We start from the raw sequence: 20988 nt of genomic DNA, 5'->3' as shown, positions 1-20988 counted from the left end.
GGCCTAGGTCCGATCTGTGCCGGTCCGGCGCGCGCTATCGCTATCCGGCTCGGCGATGCGACGCTCGTAGATGGGAATGTTGATCATTGACGACATGAAGCCGCTCATCATCAGCTGGAAGCCACTGACCATGGCGGTCATGGCCAAGATCACGGCGCGCATGGTGCTGGTGAGGTTGAGCGGGCCGAAATCGCGCTCGGCCCACTCGCTGACACCCCAGAGCAGCGCCGCGAATCCAACCACCATGAGCAGGATCGCCACCACCAGGATGCGCTCGAGCGTCAATGCTTCGAGCAGGCGATCATAATGGTCGGAACGCGGGATGAAGCCATAGCGCGAGGCAAAGCGCCGGCCGATGACCGCGAAGGACAGCGATTGCAGCCCGACAATGATGCAGAGCGACGCCACGAGGAAGGTGTGGACGTCGAACTCGATACTGCCGATATGCACGGGGCCGGGCAGCAGCAGGCCGCCGACCACGAGGCCGATACCGAGCAACAATGCCCCCGGATAGAGGAACAGCCAGCGGGGCGAGAACAGCAGCAGGAACCGCAGATGCCGCCAGCCGTCGCGGAAGGAGCGCAGATGCGGCGGGCGCGAGCGGCCGTCCTTCTTGAGCGTCGTGGGCACCTCGCGCACGTCGAGATGGGCGAGCGTCGCCTTGACCACCATTTCGGAGGCGAATTCCATGCCTGACGTGCGCAGCTTGAGCGCCAGGATGGAGTCGCGGGCCACGCCGCGCAATCCGCAGTGGAAGTCGCGGATGGGCGTGTGGAAGAACAGACGCCCAAGGAAGCTCAGTACCGGATTGCCGATATAGCGGTGATGCCACGGCATGGCGCCGGGGCCGATGCCACCCTTGAAGCGGTTGCCCATCACCAGATCGGCGCCATCGCGCAGCGCGGCGACAAAGGCATCGAGCTGGGAGAAATCGTAGCTGTCATCGGCATCGCCCATGATGACGTAGCGCCCGCGCGCATCGGCAATGCCGCCGGCAAGGGCAGCGCCGTAACCACGCTCGCTGACGGGAACGACGCGGGCGCCATTGACCACGGCAATGTCGCGGGAACCGTCGGTGGAGCCGTTATCGGCGATGACGATTTCGCCTGAGATGCCGGAGCGGTCGAGGTATGCACGCGCCTTGGCGATACAAACCGCCAATGTCTCGGCCTCGTTGAGGCAGGGCATGAGAATGGTGAGTTCGAGCTGGTCGGCCAATTGTGGCCTCTCCCCCGGCCCAGCGGCACTTGTGCCGTGATTTGGGGATAGTGGCAATGGGTGGCTCAGTCGTCCGCGCGACCACTCCCGCCCGCTCCGTTACGGCCGGAACTATTCTCGGCCGGGCCGCGTCGCGCCTGGCGTACGCCTTCATTATTGCGCCAGAGGATATAGACGATCGCAGCCACGGCTGCCACGATCACCAGGCCTTCGTACACTTCACCGGTCATGGGTCACACTCCATCTCGGTATTGCCATCGAGGTAGAACGGCCAGGGCGCGGTAACGCTCCGTCGCCTCGCTCGTATCGATGCGAACGCGTCAACGTTTCGGTTCGAACTCGTGACCCAGACCGAGCCGGTCCATGAAGGCCGTCATCTGATCCCACTTCTTGGCGGACCAATCGGGCTTGCGCGCGGCGAACAGGCACGCCTCGCTTTGAAGCATGACGCCATCCTCGAGCACGCGCAGCCCATTGGCGGCCAGGGTCGACCCCGTGGTGGTGATGTCGACCACGATATCGGCGACGCCGGAGGCTGGGGCGGCTTCGGTGGCGCCGAGGCTTTCGACCGTGCGATATTCGGCGATGCCGGCGCGGGCAAAGTGCTGGCGCGTGATAGTGATATATTTGGTGGCGATGCGGAGCCAGCGGCCATGGCGCGAGCGGAAGTCGGAGGCAACGTCGGCCAGATCATGCAGATGGGTGACGTCGATCCAGGCGTCGGGCACGGCGACCACGACATCGGCATTGCCGAAACCAAGCTTGCTGACAGTGGAGACGCTGGATGGGCCGGTCTCGCTGGTCTCATGGATGAGATCGAGCCCGGTTACACCAAGATCGATGTTGCCGCGGATGAGTTCTCGAGCGATCTCGGAAGCCGGAAAAAAGCGCACAGTGACTTCGGGTACGCCTTCGATAGCGCCGAGATAGGAACGGGCGCCGCCGGGACGCGTGATGGTCATGCCCTTGGCGGCGAACCACTCGCGGGTCAGTTCTTCGAGACGGCCCTTGGAGGGGACGGCGAGGGTCAGACCGGTCATGAGGACGCCTCCGCTTCGAGCCGATCGACCCACACCGAGCAGCCGGAGGCGGCGATGGGCGCCACGGCGCCAAGCCGCTCGAGCAGCCGGTCATACTGACCACCCGAGGCCAGCACTTCGCCATTGGCGCCGGTCATCTCGAAGACGATGCCGGTATAATAATCGAGACGGGGCGAGAAACTGGCATCGAAGGTAACACGGGCTTCGCCCAGACCGTTGAGATGACGGCGAATGGCGCGAATGGGTGCGCCGAGCATCAGCTTGTGCCGGGCGGCGAGGGCTTCCACCTGCGTCAAAGCCTGCAGGACCGGGCCGGAAATGGCGAGATAGTCACGCAGGAGCCTGAGGGTCGCCGCGGGTACATGAGCTGCGTCCAGCGCCTGTTGTTCGAGATAGCGGTCGGCGATTTCCTGCGGCGTGCGACCTTCCGAGAGACTCAGACCGGCGGCGACCATCTGTTCGGTGACATCGTCGACCAGCGCCTTGCGGCTGGGCTGCTTGGCACGCGGCACATCGGCGGCCGCCTCAAGGCGGGACAGAAGTCGATCGAGCGCCTCGGTGTGGCCGAAGCGGTTTCGGATGCGTGGGCGCCAGGCCTCGGGCATGTCGGCCTGCACCAGCAGGGCCTCGAACAACCCGACCCCGCCCAGGCGCACCTGAGGTGCGACGCCGAAGATGGAGAGCGCGGCGCGGGCGAAGGTCAGCACCTGATCAAGCGCGATATCGCCATCTGGCTGCGCCAGCAATTCGATGCCAGCCTGATCGAACTCGGCCGGGCCGGTTTCGCGCTGGCGGAAGATGGGGCCCATATAGGAGAAGGCGGCCGGCTCGCCGACGCCATTGGCGATATAGTCGGTGACGATCGGCAGCGTGAAATCGGGACGCAGGCAGTGTTCGGCGCCGGTCGCATCGGTCGTCAGCAGCAGGCGGCGGCCGAATTCCTCACCGGCGAGATCGAAATAGGGATCAGCCGAGAGCAGCAGCGGCGGGGTGGCGCGGCAGGCGCCCTGGGCTTCGACAAGGGCTTCGAGATTGGCACGGCGGAGAGCGGCGCCGGTCATGGGAAGGACTCCAAGACCAGCGTGCGCGGAAAGACACCCCCACCCTCAATCCCTCCCCACAAGGGGGAGGGAAGCCCGTCCAGAGCAAGCCCAAGATTGTGCCACTGAACGCGGTGCCACCGCCTCCCTCCCCCTTGTGGGGAGGGATTGAGGGTGGGGTTGCCCCACGCCGTGCGTTCAGGAGCGACCATCATTGCTCGCTCAGCAGTTTCGTCACTGCGGCAACCAGGTCCTCGCGCTTCACCTCGAACTGGCCGGGCCGCGCGGCCTTCCATTCGGCGTTGTCGGTGATGGCGGCGGCGGCTTCCTTGCCGGCGATCAGGTCTTTAATTTGCAGGATGCCCTGCTCGCGCTCCTGACTGCCTTCGATGATAACAATCGGGGAATTGCGCTTGTCGGCATAGGAGACCTGCTTGCCGAAATTCTTGGTGTTGCCCAGGAACATCTCGGCACGAATGCCGGCATTGCGCAGTTCGGAGACCATAGCCTGGTAGCCGGCCATCTGCTCCTTGTCCATGACGAGGACGACGACCGGGCCTGATGGTTCGGTGGCGCCGAGATTACCGGTCAGTTTGAGGGCGTTGGCGAGGCGCGAAACGCCGATGGAAAAGCCGGTGGCCGGAACAGGTTCGCGGCGAAAGCGCGAGACGAGGCCATCGTAGCGGCCACCACCGCCAACCGAACCAAAAACGACCGGCTGGCCTTTTTCGTTCTGCACCTGGAAGGTCAGTTCGATCTCGAAGACCGGACCGGTGTAGTATTCGAGGCCACGGACAACGGAAGGGTCGAGGATAACACGACCGCCAAAGCCAGCGGCGCTGACAAGGCCGAAGATCGATGCCAGTTCCTGAACGCCCTGAAGACCGGTTTCTGAGCCACCAATGAGGCCTGCCAGCGTATTGATCGTCGAGACGACATGAGCGTTGCTGCCCTTGTCAACGCCCGCAGCCGGCGTGCCGCTGCCTATATAGGCCAGCAGCGGCTCGATCTGGGCTTCGGAGAGGCCGGCGCCCTTGGTGAAGTCGCCGCTTTCGTCCTTGCGCCCTGCCCCCAGCAACAGCTTGACGCCGTCGATACCGAACTTGTCCAACTTATCGATGGCGCGCAGCACGGTGAGCTTCTGGTCGTCGGTGGTGACGCCCGCGGTAGCCAGGACGCCGTCGAGTACCTTGCGGTTGTTGACGCGCACGACGTACTGGCCCTTGAGACCGAGCTCGTCCATGACGTCGGCCATCATCATGCACATTTCGGCGTCAGCTTCGGGACCACCCGCCCCAACGGTGTCGGCATCGAACTGCATGAACTGCCGGAAGCGACCCGGACCGGGCTTTTCGTTGCGGAAGACATAGCCCTGGCGATAGGAGCGATAGGGCTTGGGCAGGGTTTCGAAATTCTCGGCGAAATAGCGGGCAAGCGGCGCCGTCAGGTCATAGCGCAGGCTCATCCACTGCTCGTCGTCGTCCTGCAGCGAGAAGACGCCGGCATTGGGCCTGTCGGTATCGGGCAGGAACTTGCCGAGCGTTTCGGTGAACTCGAAAAGCGGGGTTTCGACCGGGTCGAAGCCGTAGCGTTCGTAAACTTTCCTGATCTTGTCGATCATGGCGCCCACTGCGGCGATTTCGCCGGGCGTGCGGTCCTCGAAGCCACGCGGCAGGCGCGGCACGATCAGCTTGGTTTTTTCGGTCATCTGGCAGTCCTTGAAGTCGGGCCGTTGTTAGCGGATCGGGGAGATTGAGACAACAGGCAGGGCAGATTGGGAGGCCGGGGTTTCCCGGCCTCCCTGACGTCACGGTCCCGGCTTCCACATTGGCGTCGGCAGGAGCCAATAGTCCGGCGGCTCAGGCCAGAACATCGACCTGGGTGCCGGTGGCAGACCCATATCGGCCCGCAGGCGAGGCGACAGGTCCGACGGGATGCGGGGACGATTCCACCAGGCGGCGAGCACGACGCGCAGAACAGTGCCGAGACCGCGCTGGTGGACCGCCTTGGCGGCATAGAATTCAAGACGCAGCAAGACGCTGCCATCTTCATGGACATTGATCGACATGGAGGTATCCGGCGGTGATCAAACCAACCGGCCTTCTGAAATGTGATGCCTCGAGTGAGGCCCGATGGGGGAGACCGCGGTTTCGCAGCCTCCCCTGACGGTTACATGCCGGGCCTCCGCAGAGGCCCCGGGATGCCCTTGTTGGCTGAGATTTCGAGCCAATGGGCGGGGGTTGCTTCCGGCGGCAAGCCGACATCGGTCCGCAAATAAGCGGGCAGGTTTGACGGCAAGCGGGGCCGGTTCCACCAGGCGCTAATCGCCGTGGCGAGAACCGCCAGAAGCCCGCGCTGGTGCACGGCGTCGGCGATGGAGAATTCGAGGCGCAGAACGATGCTGCCCTCGGGAAGGGTGTTGTAAGACATGATGGTTTCCGGGCGCGCCAAAACGCGGACCGGCCTCTGATCAGGTTAGCGGTTTGCGGATGGGCCAGAATCGCGGGCGCAGAGACCCGGTTTGGCGCATCGTGGTTTGGTGGCTTAGAAAGTGTCCGCGGCGGGCAATGCCGAGGTGGAGCTGAGGCCGAGGATCAACCTCGGGTGCAATTCCACGTATGATGGAGACCCGCGTGGAGTACGAACATGGCTGTCATGTAGCTGCCTCCTTCGGGTTGGCATTGATGGACAATGGCGTTCTAGCTCGCGATTCCGTGATCCGCAAGCCCGGATGTGGCGGGTTGTCGCACGCATCGCCGATTGTGGCGCAAAGGCAACAGCTTAGCTTGGACGCACCAGAGCCGTGCGTTCGGCCTCGACCTCGGCGCGGCAGAAACAGCCTTCGATGTGGTCGTTGACCAGGCCCATGGCCTGCATGAAGGCGTAGCAGGTGGTCGGGCCGACGAAGTTGAAGCCGCGCTTGCGCAAATCCTTGGACAAAGCGCGCGAGGCGTCCGTCTGGGCGACGAGGCGCAGCGACTCCCAACGCAAGTCGTCGGGGCGATGCTCCGGCCGGGTCTCGAAGCGCCAGAAGTAGGCGGCAAGCGAGCCGAACTCGCGCTGCAGTTCCAGTGCGCGCTTGGCATTGTTGATAGTGGCCGTGATCTTGCCGCGATGACGGATAATGCCGGCGTCGAGCAGCAGGCGCTCGATATCGGCCTCGCCCATCGCAGCGACTTTGGGGATGTCAAAGCCGTGAAACACCTCGCGGAAGCGTTCGCGCTTGCGCAGGATGGTGATCCAGGAAAGTCCCGACTGGAAGCCTTCAAGGCAGATCTTCTCGAACAGGCGTGTGTCGCTGATGACCGGACGCCCCCATTCGCGATCGTGGTAGTGCCGATAGAGCGCATCATCCCCAGCCCAAGGGCAGCGCGGCAGACCATCGGAAGCCGACTCATTTGACATCAGATACACTTTCACTAAGCCAGAGGTGGGAATGGTTATGCCAAGGCCGGGTCGATTGGAATCCGGAATGGCGATATTCAGACCTCTGACGACACCACGGCGGTACATTGATCGAGGACGCTGCCATGATCATTCCGGGACGCCTGAGAGCGCTGGTGGTGGACGACAACGCCTATGCACGGGCCATTTCGGCGGCAAGCCTCAAGAAACTTGGCGTGGGCGACGTGGTGCAGGCCGACGCCGGCGCAGCGGCCATACTGGCGCTGATGACCGAACCGTTCGACGTGATGCTGATGGATTGGTACATGCCCGATGTCAGCGGCGCGGGGCTGATGCAGGTATTGCGCGACCCCCGGTTCGGCGCGGCGCAGGCGACGCCTGTCATCCTGATGACGGCCTATGCCAGCCGGGACAATGTGGTGCGGGCCCGGGAGCTAGGCGTGAACGAGGTGCTGGTCAAGCCGTTCACCACCGACCAATTGGGCATCGCGCTGGGGCGCATCCTGGGTCAGGCGGCGCAGGCCGCGGCGGATCAATCCATCTTCCTCTAGCGGTTAGCGGTTGGCTAACCATCAATGCAAGCAATGGCTTAACCACGCCGCTTCACGGCAAATTGGCCATTGCGCCGCATAATTGCAGCGGAAATGCCGGCTTGGGGGCCGGCGGGACGCGGGCAATGACGATGACATTCAAAATCGCTGCGAGAACTGCGCTGACACTTGGTTTGGCCGGGGCAATGCTGCTGCCCGCCATGGCAGCCGGACTGCAACCGGGATGGCGCTTCGCACCACCGCCGGGCATCACGGTGACGTCGAGCCGCCCCCAGCACGCGCTGGCCTTGCAGGCCAATACCCAGGTCAACCCGGTCTATCTACGGCAGGTGGTGCAATACCCCACCAGTGAGCGCAGCGGCACAATCGTGATCGATACCGGCGCGCATTTTCTCTACTTCGTGCTCGGCGATGGTCGCGCCTTGCGCTACGGCATTGGTGTCGCCAAATCAGGTTTCGAGTGGAGCGGCACCCATCAGGTCAGCCGCAAGGCGGAGTGGCCAAGCTGGACCCCGCCAGCGGAAATGCTGCAACGCCGGCCGGAACTGCCCCGCTTCATGGAGGGCGGACCCAACAATCCGCTGGGCGCGCGCGCCCTTTATCTGGGGTCCACACTATACCGTATTCACGGCACCACCGAACCGTGGAGTATTGGTCAGAACGTGTCTTCGGGCTGCATCCGCATGACTAACGCCGATGTGATCGACCTTTACGAACGGGTCAAACTTTATACGAAGGTGGTTGTCCTTTAATAAGGAATTTACGCGACAGTCAGGGATGCCTCGAGCTGGGGCGAATACTCCATGGGTGCCGCGTCATGCATCGTCTTCTCGCACTGGTCTCGCGCTTCGGGCGCGATGAGCGCGGCGTTTTTGCTGTTATCTTCGGACTGATGGCGATCGTACTGGTCGCGCTCGGAGGCGCGGCGGTGGACTATGTAACGCTAGAACAAACGCGCAGCCGCGCACAGATCGCGCTGGACGCCGCAGTGCTGGCGCTGCAGCCCGAAATCTTCAGAACGCCGGTTAATGTTGCCGACATACGCACCAGGGCCGAGGCCCTGTTGCTGCAGCAGCTGGACGGCGAATTCGGCGTCGTGGCTTCAATGGGCAATCCGCAGGTCGACGTCGCCAACGGCCAACTGACCCTGGATGCCCAGTTGCAGGTCCCCACCACCTTCGTGGCATTGGTCGGCGTCAGTCAATTGAGCGCTCGCATTCGTTCGCAGGCGACGCGCCGGCAGCTCAACCTAGAAGTCATCATGGTGCTGGACAATTCGGGTTCCATGAGCGGCACGCGGATGAGCAACCTCAAGAGCGCGGCATGCAATGCGGTCAACATCCTGTTCTACGACAGGGACGGCATGGGTTGCGTAGAACCAGTTGGCCCACCCCGAAATCCGAACCTCCGTATTGGACTTGTGCCGTTTACAAGCTTGGTGAATATCGGCACGCAGTATGCAAATGCGGCATGGCTGGACTGGACCGGCGCATCGCAGGCGGCCAGCGGCGGCTACAGCGCCATCCTCAACTTCGACGATGACGACACAGAATCAACGCCATTCACAGGGCCTATGGATCGGCGAACCCTGTTCAGTCAGACCGGCACCAGTTGGCAGGGCTGTATTGAAGCGCGTATCGCGCCGTTCGACACGACGGACGATCCGCCCGACCTCGTGACGCGCAAGTTTATTCCGCTCTTTTCGCCCGATACCTACAACTCAAACAACAATTACCTGAGCGACACGGGCGGCACATGCAAACCGAAGACCTGCACGCAGGTCATCACCCGCAGTTGCAGTGGAAACAAAACCAACTGCAACGGGGCACAATCATACACCTACACGCAGTCGGCCGCAGGCGTCAGTACGCCTATGGGAGCCACCAGCTGCATTCCGGCCGGCGCAGCAACGCCAACGGCCACGGTTACCTACCCAAACAATAGCACCCAGGTCTCGACCCGAGTCTACAATATCCCGTTGACCAATCGGGAGTTGCAGAGTCGCCTGTGCAAATACAACGGAGTAACTGTAAACTCGTCATCCACTAACTACACCTGCCCGTCGGCCTCGCTGCTGCCGCTCACCAACGCGCCCGGCACCGTGCTGGGCCGGGTTAACGCCATGGTCGCTAGCGGCAATACAAACATTCAACAGGGCGCCGTCTGGGGCATGCATGCGTTGACTTCGGGAGAGCCGATCACAGACGCGCTGCCCGAGGAGCCAGGTCGCGTCGCGAAAATCATGATCCTGATGACCGACGGCATCAACGAGCCTTCCTTGATCACCAGCTCCTCCGATATGAACGGCAGTGTCTATTATTCCTGGGGCTTCCGCTACGACGGACGGCTGGGCCCGAATACCAACAACGCGCTGAACCCCAAGACATCGGTCGACACAGCGGCCGAGGTTACGACCGCTATGGACAACCGAACAAAAGCAGCGTGCGAGTATGCCAAGAGGCACAGAGGGATAGAGATCTACACCATCGGTTTGGGTGCTACGGCTTCTACCAAGCTCATGCTAACGGCCTGCGCGTCCAGCAGCTCACATGCGTATTTCCCGACGAACCCAACCCAGCTCAACGAGGTGTTCCGTTCAATCGCAGACAAGCTGTCAGCGCTACGACTGTCGCAATAGCCTCATCCCGGGAAAATGGATATTCCGCGTTGCACCGCCCTCTACCCGCTCGAGGGATGCCGCCGGCCGACGTTGGCGGTGTCAAGAATAGAAGGAATGGTACCGCCTCCCCGGATTGAACGGGGGACCTCTAGATCCACAATCTAGCGCTCTAACCAACTGAGCTAAGGCGGCAAATGCTCTGCGAGGGATGGCCGAACGCTCGTCCCGAAAGCGGGCGGAACATAGGTCGAGAATTGCATGATGACAAGCACCCATTTTGGGACTGTCACCAATGGTCCGCGCCTGCCTCCACGCCGGCTGTTTGACAGCTTCGGAGTGCTTGCTCACGTTTCGTAAGCGAATGGGACTTAACCATGCCGCCCGATGGCCCTTTGGGTCGCGAGCACCGCTCTGGACCCTGCGCGCCGCTCGCTATATTGAAGAAACCTTAAGGTTCCGGGGACAATTGTGCCGGAATGGCACGCCAGGTTATCGCCTCGGGAACGGAGACCACGATCCTTCATGGATGCTGACTGGATCACATCGCCAAGCGCCCGACGTGTGCTGCAGCACGCCGAGGATTCGCGCCCGGCATGGCTCTGGTCGCAGGATGGTCAATCGCTGCTGTGGCGGAACGCGGCGGCAGAGTTGTTTCTCGCCAAGCTCAAGAAGCATGGACTAAAACGAGCGCAACTTGCCACGCCGATCAAAGGTCAGGTGGCGCGGAACATTCGCCTTGGCTCGGTCGGGCGGACCAGCCTGGCTCGCATCCAGTTCATTGCCGGCGACAAACCCGCGTCGAGCACGTGCGCAACGACGCCGCTGACCTGGCAGGACGGCCAGACGGCGCTGCTGGTGGTCGGGGTCGACCCGATCGATGCGGAGGTTCTGGCAGCAGCCGCAAGCGAACGCGTACAAGACGCAGGAAGCGAACCCTCTGTCGAACCAGCAGCGGAATCGCACGCGACAACCATCGAGGCAGTCGAACCGGCGGCTGTTGACGAGGCATCGATAGAAGACCTTGCCGAGCCGGTCGCAGATGACGACAGCGCCTATCAGCGCGAACTCGAGAATTGGCGTGATGCGGACCAGGTATCGTCGCCAGCCCATCAGTTCGTGCTCGTGGATGAGCCTGAGACCAGGAATGATGTCGAGCCGCCGGCCGAGGTATCGGTGAGCCGACTCAGCCGCCTGGTCGACCGCCTCGCTGAGGATGAGGCACTCTATGCGCCGCTGACCGAGGACGACGAAGCGCCAGCGCTTGCAGCCGAAACCCTGTTCAAAGTGATTGGCCAAGGCTTTGTCGCGGAGACCGATATTGGGGGCGAGCCCGACGGCGGGGAAACCGAGGCTGAGGCGGACCTGCCGGCGCTGAGCGAGCTGGACGGCGAAGCGGATATGCTTGCTGCAGAACCGCCACTGGCTGACGAGGCCGATGTGTCGAAGCATGTCGAGCGCATGGAAGCCGCATTGGCGGCGCTGACACCCAAGCCTGCGACCGATGCGGAGTCCGTCGAGCGCGTTTCGCGTTACAATTTCGATGAACTCTCGCGCATTCTGAATGACCGCGTCGGGGACCCGGCACAGCCGGCGCAGGTGCCGGCAAGCGCCCCGGCCCAGACCGGTTCGCTGATTAATTTGGGCGGCGAAACGCTGGTACTCAACCGGCTACCGCTCGGCATTCTGGTGTTCCGCGATCAACAGGTGCTGTTCGCCAATCGGGCCATCACCGAGATGGTGGGTTATGATTCTGTAGAGAACCTGCGCGCGGCTGGTCTAGCGGCGGTGTTTCCGGCCGCTGGTCCGGAGGGCCAGGGCGCGGGTCCAGTCAATCACCTGGTGCAACGGGACGGCACGCTCGTGCCGGTGACGGCGCGGCTGCAGTCGATTTCCTGGCAAGGGCGCCCTGCCCTGATGCTGTCAGCGAGCGCCACAGAGGTGCGTACTGGCCACGAGGCGGCTGTGCAGGCGTTTGCGCAGACCTTCGCGGATGTACGGGGGGACGGCTACTTCGAGACGAACAGGGCCGGGGTGATCAGCGCCATTTCGCCAAAGGCCATGGCGTTGCTCGGGGAAAGCCAGCCGCTCGAGGGCGCGCCGCTGCTCGGCGTGACGGCGAGCGGCGAGGCGCCAGCACTGCGCGAATTTCTGGAACGGCCGGCGCGGTTTGCCGAAACAGCGCGCCCGTGCATGACGCTGCGGTCCAGTTCTGGAAAGGCCGAGATCATCCTGTTTGCGCAGGGTCAGGCCGGCGTCGTCACCGGCTATTTCGGCTTTGTGCGCGGTCGCGACATCGCCCCGGCGCGGCTCAGCGGGCCGGTGGATACCGATCCGGCCCTGCTGGCCCGGATCAGCCGCGGGGTGCGGCGGCCGCTGAACACCATTGTCGGATTTTCCGATTTGATCCGGTCGAAGGCGTTCGGCGCCCTCGACGATGAACGCTATGAAAGCTATGCCGAGGATATCACCACCGCCGGCCAGGAAATCGCGGCACTGGTGGACGAGCTGGACGATTATGCGCGCCTGCGCGACGGCCGCTATCTGCCGCAGCGCGCCAGCATCGACCTGACAGGGCTGCTGGAAAGCTGCGTCGTGCGCATCCGCCAGCAGGCGAGCAGCGCGCGCGTCATCGTCCGCAATGCCATTTCGGAGAACCTGCCCCGCATTACCGCGGACCGGGCGTCACTGGCGCAGGCCGTGCTGAACCTGATGGCGAGCGCCATCGACCAGACGCCGACTGGCGGGGCTGTAGTCATCTCAGCCCAGATCGAGGATGATGGCGGCATTGCTGTGCATGTGCGGGACAGTTCCACCAATACGATCGATATGGGGGAGCGCTTCGTGGTGTTCCGCGATGGGGTGAGCCGTGACGGGACAGCGATGACGCCGGTGCGGTCCAGCGTGGGACTGGCGCTGACGCGGTCCCTGCTCGCGGTAAATGCCTTTTCGTTGTCGATGGACCCGGCTGGCGAGCAGGGCATGCTGTTCACATTGCTGATCCCGGCCGATCTGGTCGAAAGAGCGACAACACCCGACGTCGCAGAATAATCCCGAAGTTCAGCGCGCCTTTTAGCCGCAGCGCTTAAAGTTGCTTCTCGTTGTCAGCTAATCGACTGTTTTCGTTGCACGAATGCTCCAAACATTCGAATGATTCTAGACTGTAAGTCATTGTTATTTCATGTAATTCTTGACTTTCCTGCGACCTTGCCGGAAAGCCCGTACAGGCAGGTTCACAACCTGCGCCACACGGGAGAAAACACATGACCAAGACCACGCGCCTTGCCGTCGCCCTGCTGAGTTCGGTTGTTCTGGCCGGCGTATCCGCGCCTGCCTTCGCCCAGAGCGGCGAAGTCAACATCTACAGCTATCGCGAGCAGAGCCTGTTGCAGCCGCTACTGGACAAGTTCAGCGAAGAGACCGGCATCAAAGCCAATGTGCTCTATGCCGGCGATGGTCTGCTTGAACGCGTCGCGGCTGAGGGTGAGTTGTCGCCCGCCGACGTGGTGCTGACGGTCGATATCGGCAACCTGGTTGGCGCCGAGGAGCAGGGCCTGACCCAGCCGATCACTACGCCGGACCTCGACGCCCGCGTGCCCGAGGCCTTCCGCGACGATGACGACAACTGGACGGCACTGTCGCTCCGCGCCCGCGTTTTCTACGTCTCCAAGGATCGCGTTGACGCCACGGCGCTGAGCTATGACGACATCACCAAGCCCGAGTGGAAGGGCCGCCTGTGCACCCGCCCCGGCGATCACCCTTATAACATCGGTCTGATCGCGCAGCGCATTGCCGAGCATGGCCTCGACGAGACCCGCACCTGGCTGACCGCCGTGCGCGACAACCTGGCCTATCCGCCTGCTGGCGGCGACCGCGAAGGCGTCAAGAACATCCTGGCCGGCACGTGCGATCTGTCGATCACCAACACCTATTACATGGGCGTGATGCTCAACAACGACGCCGAGCCGGAGCAGAAGGACTGGGCGAACTCGGCTCGGATCATCTATCCCGACTTCGACGGTGAGGGCACCCAGGTCAACGTCGCCGGCGGTTTCATCGCCAAATACGCGCCGAACGCCGAAAATGCCAATGCGCTGATCGCTTTCCTGCTGTCGGATGAGGCCCAGACCATCTATGCCGACACCAATTACGAGTTCCCGGTCGTGCCGTCGGTTTCGCCGTCGGAACTGACGCTGAGCTGGGGTCAGTTGAAGCCGGTCAGCACGCCGCTGGTCGATGTCGCGGCCCATCGCGCCGAGGCAGCCGCACTTGTCGACGAGCTCAAGTTCAATGAAGGTGCGCAGAACTAAGCGCATCCTTCCACAATCGCGGTAAGCGTTTGACGGTTCTCAAGACAACAAGCCAAATCAAGGCCGGCGGGGCGTTTGCCCTGCCGGTTGTTCCGCTTTTGCTGGCGGCGCTGATGGGGCTGCCGATCCTGTGGCTGGGTTGGTCGGCGCTGGCCGCGATTGGCGGCAGCAATGGCCTCGGGGCCAATATGCTGCCGACCTCGCTGCGGGCGACAGCCCTGCTGATGGCGTGGGTGGGTCTGATCACCGGTTGTACCGGCCTGGTCGCGGCCTGGCTGGTGACGCATTACGAATTTCCCTTGCGCCGGCTGCTTGACTGGGCGCTGGTACTGCCGCTGGCGGTGCCGACATATCTGGCGGCCTACAGCTATGTCGAATTCCTGGGATTTCCGGGGCCTGTCCAAAGCGCCCTGCGTGCCGTTAGCGGTGCGCAGACGCTCAGGGACTACTGGTTTCCCGACATTAGGAGCAGCTGGGGCGCGGTGATCGTGCTGTCGAGCGTGCTCTACCCCTATGTCTACGTGGCGTGCCGCGCCTTTTTCCTCATGCAGTCGGCGTCGCTCAATATCGCGGCGCGCACATTGGGTGCGGGCGGGATGCGGACCTTCTTCACCGTCACCTTGCCCCTGTCACGCCCGGCGCTGGTGGTGGGCGTGACGCTCGCCATGATGGAGGTCGTCAACGACCTGGGCGCGGTCCAGTATTTCGGCATCAATGCCATCACGGCCATCATCTATTCGACCTGGATCAATCGCTCGGATTTTGGCGGCGCGGCACAGTTGGCGGTGACGGTAGTGCTGGTCATCGCGCTACTGATCGCCGCCGAAAGCCAGGCACGGCGTAACCGGGTCTATCTGGGGCGGCGCGACAGCCGCGTGCCCCCAGCGCGCGAGGTGCTTGTCGGCAGCCGGCGCTGGCTGGCACTTGGATTTTGCCTTCTGCTGCTGGCACTAGGTTTCGGCATTCCGGTGGGGCAACTGAGCTATCTGGCATTCCGCATCATCGTGCCGGAGACGGTCAGCATGACCATTGCGGCTCTGGTGCCGACTGTTACCCTGGCCGGGCTCGGGGCAATCATTACGGTTGTGGTCGGGCTGGTCGCGGCCAAGATCGCTCATCGCTCAGGTCCGGTTTCCAGGGGCGCAATCCGGCTCGCGACGCTCGGCTATGCTATTCCGGGCACCGTGTTGGCGCTTGGCTTGCTGCAACCGCTGGGACAGGCGGACCTGTGGTTCAACCGGATGACCATGGCGCTTTCCGGATGGCGGCCGGGCCTCATCCTTTCCGGCTCGATGGCTGCCCTGCTCTATGTCTATGTGATCCGGTTCCTGGCAGTCAGCCACTCGACGCTCGACGCGGCCATCCGCAAGCGCGGCGACGCGATGCTGGATGCCGGCCGCGTGCTCGGCGCCAAGCGGCTCGAGCTGCTGCTGCGTGTCGACCTGCCGACGCTGCTGCCGGCAATCCTGAGCGCGGCGACGCTGGTTTTCGTCGAAATTGTCAAGGAACTGCCGGCGACGCTGCTCTTGCGTCCGTTGGGGATCGATACGTTGGCGACGCTGGTCTATTCTCGGGCCAATGTCGGGCTTTTTGCCCAGGCGGCACTGCCGGCGCTGTTTATCGTGCTGGCGGGGCTGGTGCCGGTCATTCTTGCTACGCGGCTCGGCGATCGTAGGAAAGAATAACAGCAGCGCCTGCTGCCATGTTAGACGCTATCTCCTATATCATCGCCGCATGGGAACCGGGGCTTCACGCGCCGGTGCGGTTGGCGCCATGGTCGCCAAACTGGGAGTTACCGAATGGGCAAGGTGTTGCAGGCGCTCGGACTGGCCGTGGCTTTGACGGGAGCAATGGCGGGGGTGGCTGCAGCGCAGCCGACCGAAGTGCGAATCGGCGTGGCGCTGGAGCCACCGGCGCTGGACCCGACGGCGGGCGCGGCTGAAGCCATCGACATCGTGGTCTATCAGAACATCTTCGAGGGGCTGACGCGCATCGATCAGAACGGCGCCGTGCAGCCCGGGCTGGCCAGCGAGTGGACCATCTCGGAGGATGGGCTCACCTATACCTTCAAGCTGCGTGATGGCGTGACCTTCCACGACGGCACCGCATTCGACGCCGAAGACGTCAAGTTCACCTTCGACCGCATTCTCGGACCCGACAGCGTCAACGCGCACAAGGAATTCTACGAGCCGATCGAAACCGTCACGGTCATCGACCCGCTGACGGTCGAGATGAAGCTCAGCCGCCCCATTGGCATGTTCCTGTTCGATCTGGGCCGCGGCGATGCGGTGATCGTGGCGCCTGAAAGTGCCGACAACAATGCCAATGAACCGATCGGCACCGGTCCCTTTGCGTTCCTGCAGTGGGACAAGGGCAGCCGGGTGATCCTTGAAGCCTATGGCCCCTATTGGGGCGAGCCGGCGCATCTGACCAAGGCGACCTATCTGTTCATCGGCGATACCGCGACGATGACCAATGCGCTTCTGGCCGGCGATGTCGACGGCACCAACAATTTCGCCACCGAAGCGCTCGCCGTGTTCGAGGGCAATCCGCAATTCAAGGTGCTGGTGGGAACGACCGAAGGCGAGACGATCCTTTCCACCAACAACAAGAAGCCGCCCTTCGACGATATCAAAGTGCGTCAAGCCATGGCGCATGCCATCGACCGGCAGGCGATCATTGACGGCGCGACCTATGGCTATGGCGTGCCGATCGGCAGCCACTTTGCCCCGCATAATCGATATTATGTCGACCTGACCGGCACCTACCCGCACGACATCGAAAAGGCCAAGGCGTTGCTGGCGGAGGCCGGCCTGCCTGATGGCTTCAGCGCGACGCTGAAGCTGCCGCCGGTCGCCTATGCGCGGCTCAGCGGGCAGATCATCGCCAGCCAGTTTGCCGAGGTCGGCATCAAGCTCGAGCTGATCAATGTGGAGTGGGCGCAGTGGCTGGAAGACGTGTATGCCAACCACGATTTCGACCTGACTGTTATCAGCCATGTCGAACCATTCGACATTGGAAATTATGCCAATCCCGACTACTACTTCGGCTATGACAATCCCGAATTCCAGGCGCTGATCGAGACGCTGAATGGCACCACCGACGACGCCAAGCGCAAGGAACTGGCCGTTCAGGCACAGACCATTCTGGCCAATGACGCGGTCAATGGCTACCTGTTCGAACTGGCGCAGACCGGTGTGTGGAATGCCAAGCTCGAAGGCATGTGGCAGAACTCGCCCATCGAGGGTCTGGTGCTGCGGGATATCCGCTGGGTGCAGTAACGCCCGGCCTGCCGGTCCCACGGCCACAAAATCTCAGTCGTCACCCTCGGGCTTGACCCGAGGGGTCTTTACTAACCAAGCGCACAGCAAGCGCAGAGCCCACGGGGCAAGCCCGAGGGTGACGCCCAGTGTTTGCGAGGTGGTCAAAGGCGGCGACCTGCGGCCCCGATCTATCTCATGATCCTCTTTACCCTCCGTCGTCTTATCGGATTTGCCGTGACGCTGCTGCTTGCGGCGCTGGTCATCTTTTACTTGCTGGACTTGCTGCCGGGCGATCCGGCGCAGTTCATCCTGGGCATCAATGCCACGCCGGAATCGGTAGCGCGCCTGCGAACGCAAATGGGGCTCGATGCGCCTGCGCATGAGCGGTTCATCGGCTGGCTCTGGGGCATGGTGCAGGGCGATTTCGGCATATCCTACACCCAGCGCGCGCCGGTCGCGCAGTTGATATGGGACAGGCTGGGCGTGACCTTGCCGCTCTCTGTGTTCGCCATGGTCATTTCGATAGTGGTAGGCCTGCCCTTGGGTATTGTCGCAGCACGCCGGCGCGGCAAGGCGCTTGATACCGGCATCATGGTGCTGGCGCAGACGGGCGTCGCCATTCCCAATTTCTGGTTCGGCATGCTGCTGACGCTGCTGTTTGCGGTGACGTTGCGCTGGCTGCCGCCGGGCGGCTTCACGCCATGGCACGAGGACAGCGTGGCGGCGTTTCGCGGCCTAATCCTGCCGAGCCTGGCGCTGGCCCTGCCCCAGGCATCAATCCTCGCCCGGGTGATGCGCACCGCGCTGGTGGACGTCACCGGGCAGGACTTCATCCGCACGGCGCGCGCCAAGGGGCTGACCATGGGCGAGGCTGTGTGGCGGCACGGCGTGCGCAACGCGCTCCTGCCGGTGCTGACCATACTCGGGTTGCAGTTTGCCTTTCTCGTCGCCGGCACGATCATCGTCGAGAATGTGTTCTACCTGCCCGGGCTGGGGCGGCTGATCTTCACCGCCATTTCCGAGCGCGACCTGATCCTGGTGCGGGGCGCGACGATCATCCTCATTATCGCGGTGACCGCGACCATGCTGCTCACCGACATTGCCTATGCCATCGTCGACCCGCGCCTGCGCGAAAGGAGTGCGCCGTGAAGCGCCTGCTCGCCCATCCGAGTCTGGTCATCGGGATAGCCGCAACGCTGGTCTTTGCGCTGCTGGGACTCGTTTCACTCGTGTGGACGCCGTTTCCGATCGAGCAGATCAATATCGGCCGCAGATTCCTTGCGCCGTCGTCCGAGCACTGGCTGGGGACGGACAATCTGGGCCGAGATATGGCCTCATTGGTGATGTCGGGCACCTTCACCAGCTTTCTGGTCGCGGCGCTGGCCGTGGTGATTGGCGCGGGAATCGGCGTACCCATCGGGCTGGCCGCTGCCGCGTGGGGCGGAGCAGTGGAATGGCTGGTGTTGCGGTTCAGTGACTTCGTCTTCGCGTTCCCCGCCATTATTGTCGCCATCCTGATCACGACGCTGGTCGGCCCAGGCTCGATCAACGCCATCGTGGCCATCGGCATATTCAACATTCCGGTGTTCGCCCGCGTAGCGCGCGGCGGCGCTTTGAGTATTGCCACGCTTGATTTCGTGGCCGCCGGGCGGCTGGCCGGCCTTGGCAATGCGATGATCGCTTATCGGCATCTGCTGCCCAACATCATGAGCCTCATCATCGTGCAGGGGACCATCCAGCTTTCGCTTGGCATTCTGGCCGAGGCAGGGCTGAGCTATGTGGGGCTTGGTACCCAACCACCAGAGACCAGCCTGGGGCTGATGTTGCGCGACGCCCAGGGACTATTCCTGATCCATCCCTGGCTGACGCTGGTGCCGGGGCTATGCATCGTCTTCATCGTCATTGCTCTGAACATCGCCGGCGACGGGCTGCGCGACGCCATCGATCCCCGCCTGCGGCAAGGGAACAGCAATGTCCTTGCTTGAAGTTTCGGGCCTGTCGGTGCGCTTTGGCGCGACCGAAGCCGTAGCAGACGTGAGCTTCACGCTGCAGCGCGGCGAGCGGTTCGGCATTATCGGGGAGAGTGGCTCGGGCAAGACCCTGACTGCTCTGGCTGTGACCGGCCTGTTGCCCGAGGGCGCACAGGTCGGCGGCAGCATCAAGATCGATGGCGAGCCCCTGCCCACGTCGGAGCGCGAGATGGCGCGGCTCCGCGGCAAGCGCGTTGGCATGGTGTTCCAGGAGCCGATGACCGCCCTCAACCCGCTGATTCGAGTCAACGACCAGATCGAAGAAGCGCTACTCCTCAACATCAATAGCGGCTCACCGCAGATCGAGACGCCTTACCTGCTCAAGGAGGTGGGGCTGGAGCTCAAGCACGGTGATCGCTTCCCCCACCAATTGTCGGGCGGACAAAGGCAGCGCGTGATGATCGCCATGGCGCTGGCGAGCCAACCGGACATTCTCATTGCCGACGAGCCGACCTCGGCGCTGGACTTGGTCACCCAACGCAAGGTGCTGGATCTGATCGCCGACATCTGTGCGCGCCGCCACATGGCGCTGCTGTTTATCAGCCATGACCTCAAAGCCGTCGCCGCCCTCTGCACGCGGGTGGCGGTGATGCATCGCGGCCGGCTGGTCGAGAGCGGCACGGCGGAAGCCGTTTTTTCGGCCCCGCAGCAGGAGTACACGCGCAAGCTGGTGGCGGCGTCACGCTTCGAGCCACGTGCACTGGCACGCCCGCCGACCGGGGAAACACTGCTGGAGGTGGACAGGGTCACCCGCGACTACCGGCATGGGGGCGGGCTGTTCTGGGCAGAAAAGCCGCTACGGGCGGTGAACGCGGCGAGCCTGACCATCGCGACGGGGGAATGCCTGGCGCTGGTGGGGCCATCGGGGTGCGGCAAGACCACGCTGGCCAAGATCATTGTGGGGCTCGACCGGGCGACGGCGGGAGAGGTGCGGCTGGCGGGCACGACCTACCACGGCTCGGACTTGCCCAAAGCGCTCCGGCGCGATGTGTCGCTGGTGTTCCAGGATCCATTCGGCAGCTTCAATCCGCGACTGACGATTGCCGCCTCACTGGGTGAACCGCTGCGACTCGAACCGGGACTGAGCGCGGAGACCATTACCGCACGGCTGGTGGAGGCCATCAAGGCGGTGGGGCTCGATCCAGGCATGCTGCAACGCTATCCGCATGAATTCTCGGGCGGGCAAAGGCAGCGCCTGGCGATTGCGCGGGCGCTGGTGACACGGCCGCGCCTGCTGGTGCTGGACGAACCCGTGTCGGCGCTCGATGTTTCGGTGCGTGGCGAGGTGCTGACGTTGCTGGCGCGGCTGCAGGCCGATTTCGGTCTGACCTATCTCATCATCAGCCACGACCTCGACATGGTGCGGGCCATGGCCGACCGGGTGCTGGTGATGGAGGCCGGCAGTATCGTCGAAGAAGGCAAGCCCGAGCAAATTTTCAGCAATCCACAGCATCGGCTGACACAGGAACTGGTGGCGGCGCGGTTGCCCGAAATCGGAACCGCGCCGCAATAGC

The 20988-nt window shown here is 63.2% G+C and carries 18 protein-coding genes and 1 tRNA gene; 10 read left to right on the top strand and 9 right to left on the bottom strand.

Annotated elements, in window-relative coordinates:
* Positions 1–3 precede the first annotated feature (3 nt).
* The 8 genes from MF606_RS03935 to MF606_RS03900 form a co-directional block, all read right to left on the bottom strand.
* Positions 4–1218, bottom strand: coding sequence for a glycosyltransferase family 2 protein (locus tag MF606_RS03935; RefSeq protein WP_240232354.1), 1215 nt, complete (start codon positions 1216–1218; stop codon positions 4–6).
* Positions 1219–1283: 65 nt separating this feature from the next.
* Positions 1284–1448 carry a hypothetical protein gene (locus MF606_RS03930; RefSeq protein ID WP_240232353.1) on the bottom strand — a complete coding sequence of 55 codons (165 nt, stop codon included), beginning with the start codon at positions 1446–1448 and terminating at the stop codon, positions 1284–1286.
* A 90-nt stretch (positions 1449–1538) separates the two neighbouring features.
* Positions 1539–2258: an ATP phosphoribosyltransferase gene (hisG, locus tag MF606_RS03925; protein WP_240232352.1), complete on the bottom strand. Its 720-nt coding sequence runs from the start codon at positions 2256–2258 to the stop codon at positions 1539–1541.
* Entirely contained in the window at positions 2255–3319 is a 1065-nt protein-coding gene (locus MF606_RS03920; protein ID WP_240232351.1) for an ATP phosphoribosyltransferase regulatory subunit, read from the bottom strand. Before MF606_RS03920 ends, hisG begins: the two co-directional genes overlap by 4 nt.
* A gap of 190 nt (positions 3320–3509) precedes the next feature.
* Positions 3510–5006: a histidine--tRNA ligase gene (hisS, locus tag MF606_RS03915; protein WP_240232350.1), complete on the bottom strand. Its 1497-nt coding sequence runs from the start codon at positions 5004–5006 to the stop codon at positions 3510–3512.
* Positions 5007–5105: 99 nt separating this feature from the next.
* Positions 5106–5366: a hypothetical protein gene (locus tag MF606_RS03910; RefSeq protein ID WP_240232349.1), complete on the bottom strand. Its 261-nt coding sequence runs from the start codon at positions 5364–5366 to the stop codon at positions 5106–5108.
* A 101-nt stretch (positions 5367–5467) separates the two neighbouring features.
* Positions 5468–5728, bottom strand: coding sequence for a hypothetical protein (locus MF606_RS03905; protein ID WP_240232348.1), 261 nt, complete (start codon positions 5726–5728; stop codon positions 5468–5470).
* Positions 5729–6079: 351 nt separating this feature from the next.
* A complete protein-coding gene (locus tag MF606_RS03900) occupies positions 6080–6703 on the bottom strand; it encodes a DNA-3-methyladenine glycosylase I (protein ID WP_240232347.1) in 624 nt (207 codons plus the stop codon).
* A gap of 125 nt (positions 6704–6828) precedes the next feature.
* On the opposite strand from MF606_RS03900, the gene MF606_RS03895 reads away from it, so the two are divergent.
* The 3 genes from MF606_RS03895 to MF606_RS03885 all read left to right on the top strand — a co-directional run bounded on the left by MF606_RS03895 (position 6829) and on the right by MF606_RS03885 (position 9892).
* Positions 6829–7254 (top strand): response regulator, encoded by a 426-nt coding sequence (locus MF606_RS03895; RefSeq protein WP_240232346.1) that lies wholly within the window; start codon positions 6829–6831, stop codon positions 7252–7254.
* A gap of 185 nt (positions 7255–7439) precedes the next feature.
* Complete coding sequence (locus tag MF606_RS03890; RefSeq protein WP_420842257.1) at positions 7440–8006, top strand: L,D-transpeptidase; 567 nt, start codon at positions 7440–7442, stop codon at positions 8004–8006.
* Positions 8007–8071: 65 nt separating this feature from the next.
* Positions 8072–9892 carry a pilus assembly protein gene (locus MF606_RS03885; protein WP_240232344.1) on the top strand — a complete coding sequence of 607 codons (1821 nt, stop codon included), beginning with the start codon at positions 8072–8074 and terminating at the stop codon, positions 9890–9892.
* A 97-nt stretch (positions 9893–9989) separates the two neighbouring features.
* Here MF606_RS03885 and MF606_RS03880 read toward each other — a convergent pair.
* Positions 9990–10066 (bottom strand) — tRNA-His (locus MF606_RS03880).
* Positions 10067–10396: 330 nt separating this feature from the next.
* Between MF606_RS03880 and MF606_RS03875 the strand changes: the two genes are divergently transcribed.
* From MF606_RS03875 to MF606_RS03845, 7 genes are all read left to right on the top strand, one after another.
* The gene (locus MF606_RS03875) at positions 10397–12922 is read left to right on the top strand and encodes a sensor histidine kinase (protein ID WP_240232343.1); all 2526 of its coding nucleotides are present in this window, start codon (positions 10397–10399) and stop codon (positions 12920–12922) included.
* A gap of 212 nt (positions 12923–13134) precedes the next feature.
* Positions 13135–14181, top strand: a complete 1047-nt coding sequence (locus MF606_RS03870) for an extracellular solute-binding protein (RefSeq protein ID WP_240232342.1) — start codon at positions 13135–13137, stop codon at positions 14179–14181.
* A gap of 29 nt (positions 14182–14210) precedes the next feature.
* Entirely contained in the window at positions 14211–15866 is a 1656-nt protein-coding gene (locus MF606_RS03865) for an ABC transporter permease (protein WP_240232341.1), read from the top strand.
* A 114-nt stretch (positions 15867–15980) separates the two neighbouring features.
* A complete protein-coding gene (locus MF606_RS03860; RefSeq protein ID WP_240232340.1) occupies positions 15981–17462 on the top strand; it encodes an ABC transporter substrate-binding protein in 1482 nt (493 codons plus the stop codon).
* Positions 17463–17639: 177 nt separating this feature from the next.
* Entirely contained in the window at positions 17640–18593 is a 954-nt protein-coding gene (locus tag MF606_RS03855) for an ABC transporter permease (RefSeq protein WP_240232339.1), read from the top strand.
* Complete coding sequence (locus MF606_RS03850; protein ID WP_240232338.1) at positions 18590–19429, top strand: ABC transporter permease; 840 nt, start codon at positions 18590–18592, stop codon at positions 19427–19429. Before MF606_RS03855 ends, MF606_RS03850 begins: the two co-directional genes overlap by 4 nt.
* Complete coding sequence (locus tag MF606_RS03845; RefSeq protein WP_240232337.1) at positions 19416–20987, top strand: dipeptide ABC transporter ATP-binding protein; 1572 nt, start codon at positions 19416–19418, stop codon at positions 20985–20987. The genes MF606_RS03850 and MF606_RS03845 overlap by 14 nt, the downstream gene beginning before the upstream one ends.
* Position 20988: the final 1 nt, after the last annotated feature.

This window comes from Devosia lacusdianchii, assembly GCF_022429625.1.
Lineage (GTDB): Bacteria > Pseudomonadota > Alphaproteobacteria > Rhizobiales > Devosiaceae > Devosia > Devosia lacusdianchii.
Note: the sequence above shows the minus strand (reverse complement) of the source record. Positions and strands in the feature narration are given on the sequence as shown.

What these genes read in the sequence shown, in the direction of transcription:
- MF606_RS03905 (WP_240232348.1), bottom strand. Translation starts at nt 5,728, where the DNA reads ATGTCTTACAACACCCTTCCCGAGGGCAGCATCGTTCTGCGCCTCGAA.
- MF606_RS03920 (WP_240232351.1), bottom strand. Translation starts at nt 3,319, where the DNA reads ATGACCGGCGCCGCTCTCCGCCGTGCCAATCTCGAAGCCCTTGTCGAA.
- MF606_RS03870 (WP_240232342.1), top strand. Translation starts at nt 13,135, where the DNA reads ATGACCAAGACCACGCGCCTTGCCGTCGCCCTGCTGAGTTCGGTTGTT.
- MF606_RS03890 (WP_420842257.1), top strand. Translation starts at nt 7,440, where the DNA reads ATGCTGCTGCCCGCCATGGCAGCCGGACTGCAACCGGGATGGCGCTTC.
- MF606_RS03875 (WP_240232343.1), top strand. Translation starts at nt 10,397, where the DNA reads ATGGATGCTGACTGGATCACATCGCCAAGCGCCCGACGTGTGCTGCAG.
- hisS (WP_240232350.1), bottom strand. Translation starts at nt 5,006, where the DNA reads ATGACCGAAAAAACCAAGCTGATCGTGCCGCGCCTGCCGCGTGGCTTC.
- MF606_RS03855 (WP_240232339.1), top strand. Translation starts at nt 17,640, where the DNA reads ATGATCCTCTTTACCCTCCGTCGTCTTATCGGATTTGCCGTGACGCTG.
- MF606_RS03860 (WP_240232340.1), top strand. Translation starts at nt 15,981, where the DNA reads ATGGGCAAGGTGTTGCAGGCGCTCGGACTGGCCGTGGCTTTGACGGGA.
- hisG (WP_240232352.1), bottom strand. Translation starts at nt 2,258, where the DNA reads ATGACCGGTCTGACCCTCGCCGTCCCCTCCAAGGGCCGTCTCGAAGAA.
- MF606_RS03900 (WP_240232347.1), bottom strand. Translation starts at nt 6,703, where the DNA reads ATGTCAAATGAGTCGGCTTCCGATGGTCTGCCGCGCTGCCCTTGGGCT.
- MF606_RS03885 (WP_240232344.1), top strand. Translation starts at nt 8,072, where the DNA reads ATGCATCGTCTTCTCGCACTGGTCTCGCGCTTCGGGCGCGATGAGCGC.
- MF606_RS03845 (WP_240232337.1), top strand. Translation starts at nt 19,416, where the DNA reads ATGTCCTTGCTTGAAGTTTCGGGCCTGTCGGTGCGCTTTGGCGCGACC.
- MF606_RS03930 (WP_240232353.1), bottom strand. Translation starts at nt 1,448, where the DNA reads ATGACCGGTGAAGTGTACGAAGGCCTGGTGATCGTGGCAGCCGTGGCT.
- MF606_RS03910 (WP_240232349.1), bottom strand. Translation starts at nt 5,366, where the DNA reads ATGTCGATCAATGTCCATGAAGATGGCAGCGTCTTGCTGCGTCTTGAA.
- MF606_RS03895 (WP_240232346.1), top strand. Translation starts at nt 6,829, where the DNA reads ATGATCATTCCGGGACGCCTGAGAGCGCTGGTGGTGGACGACAACGCC.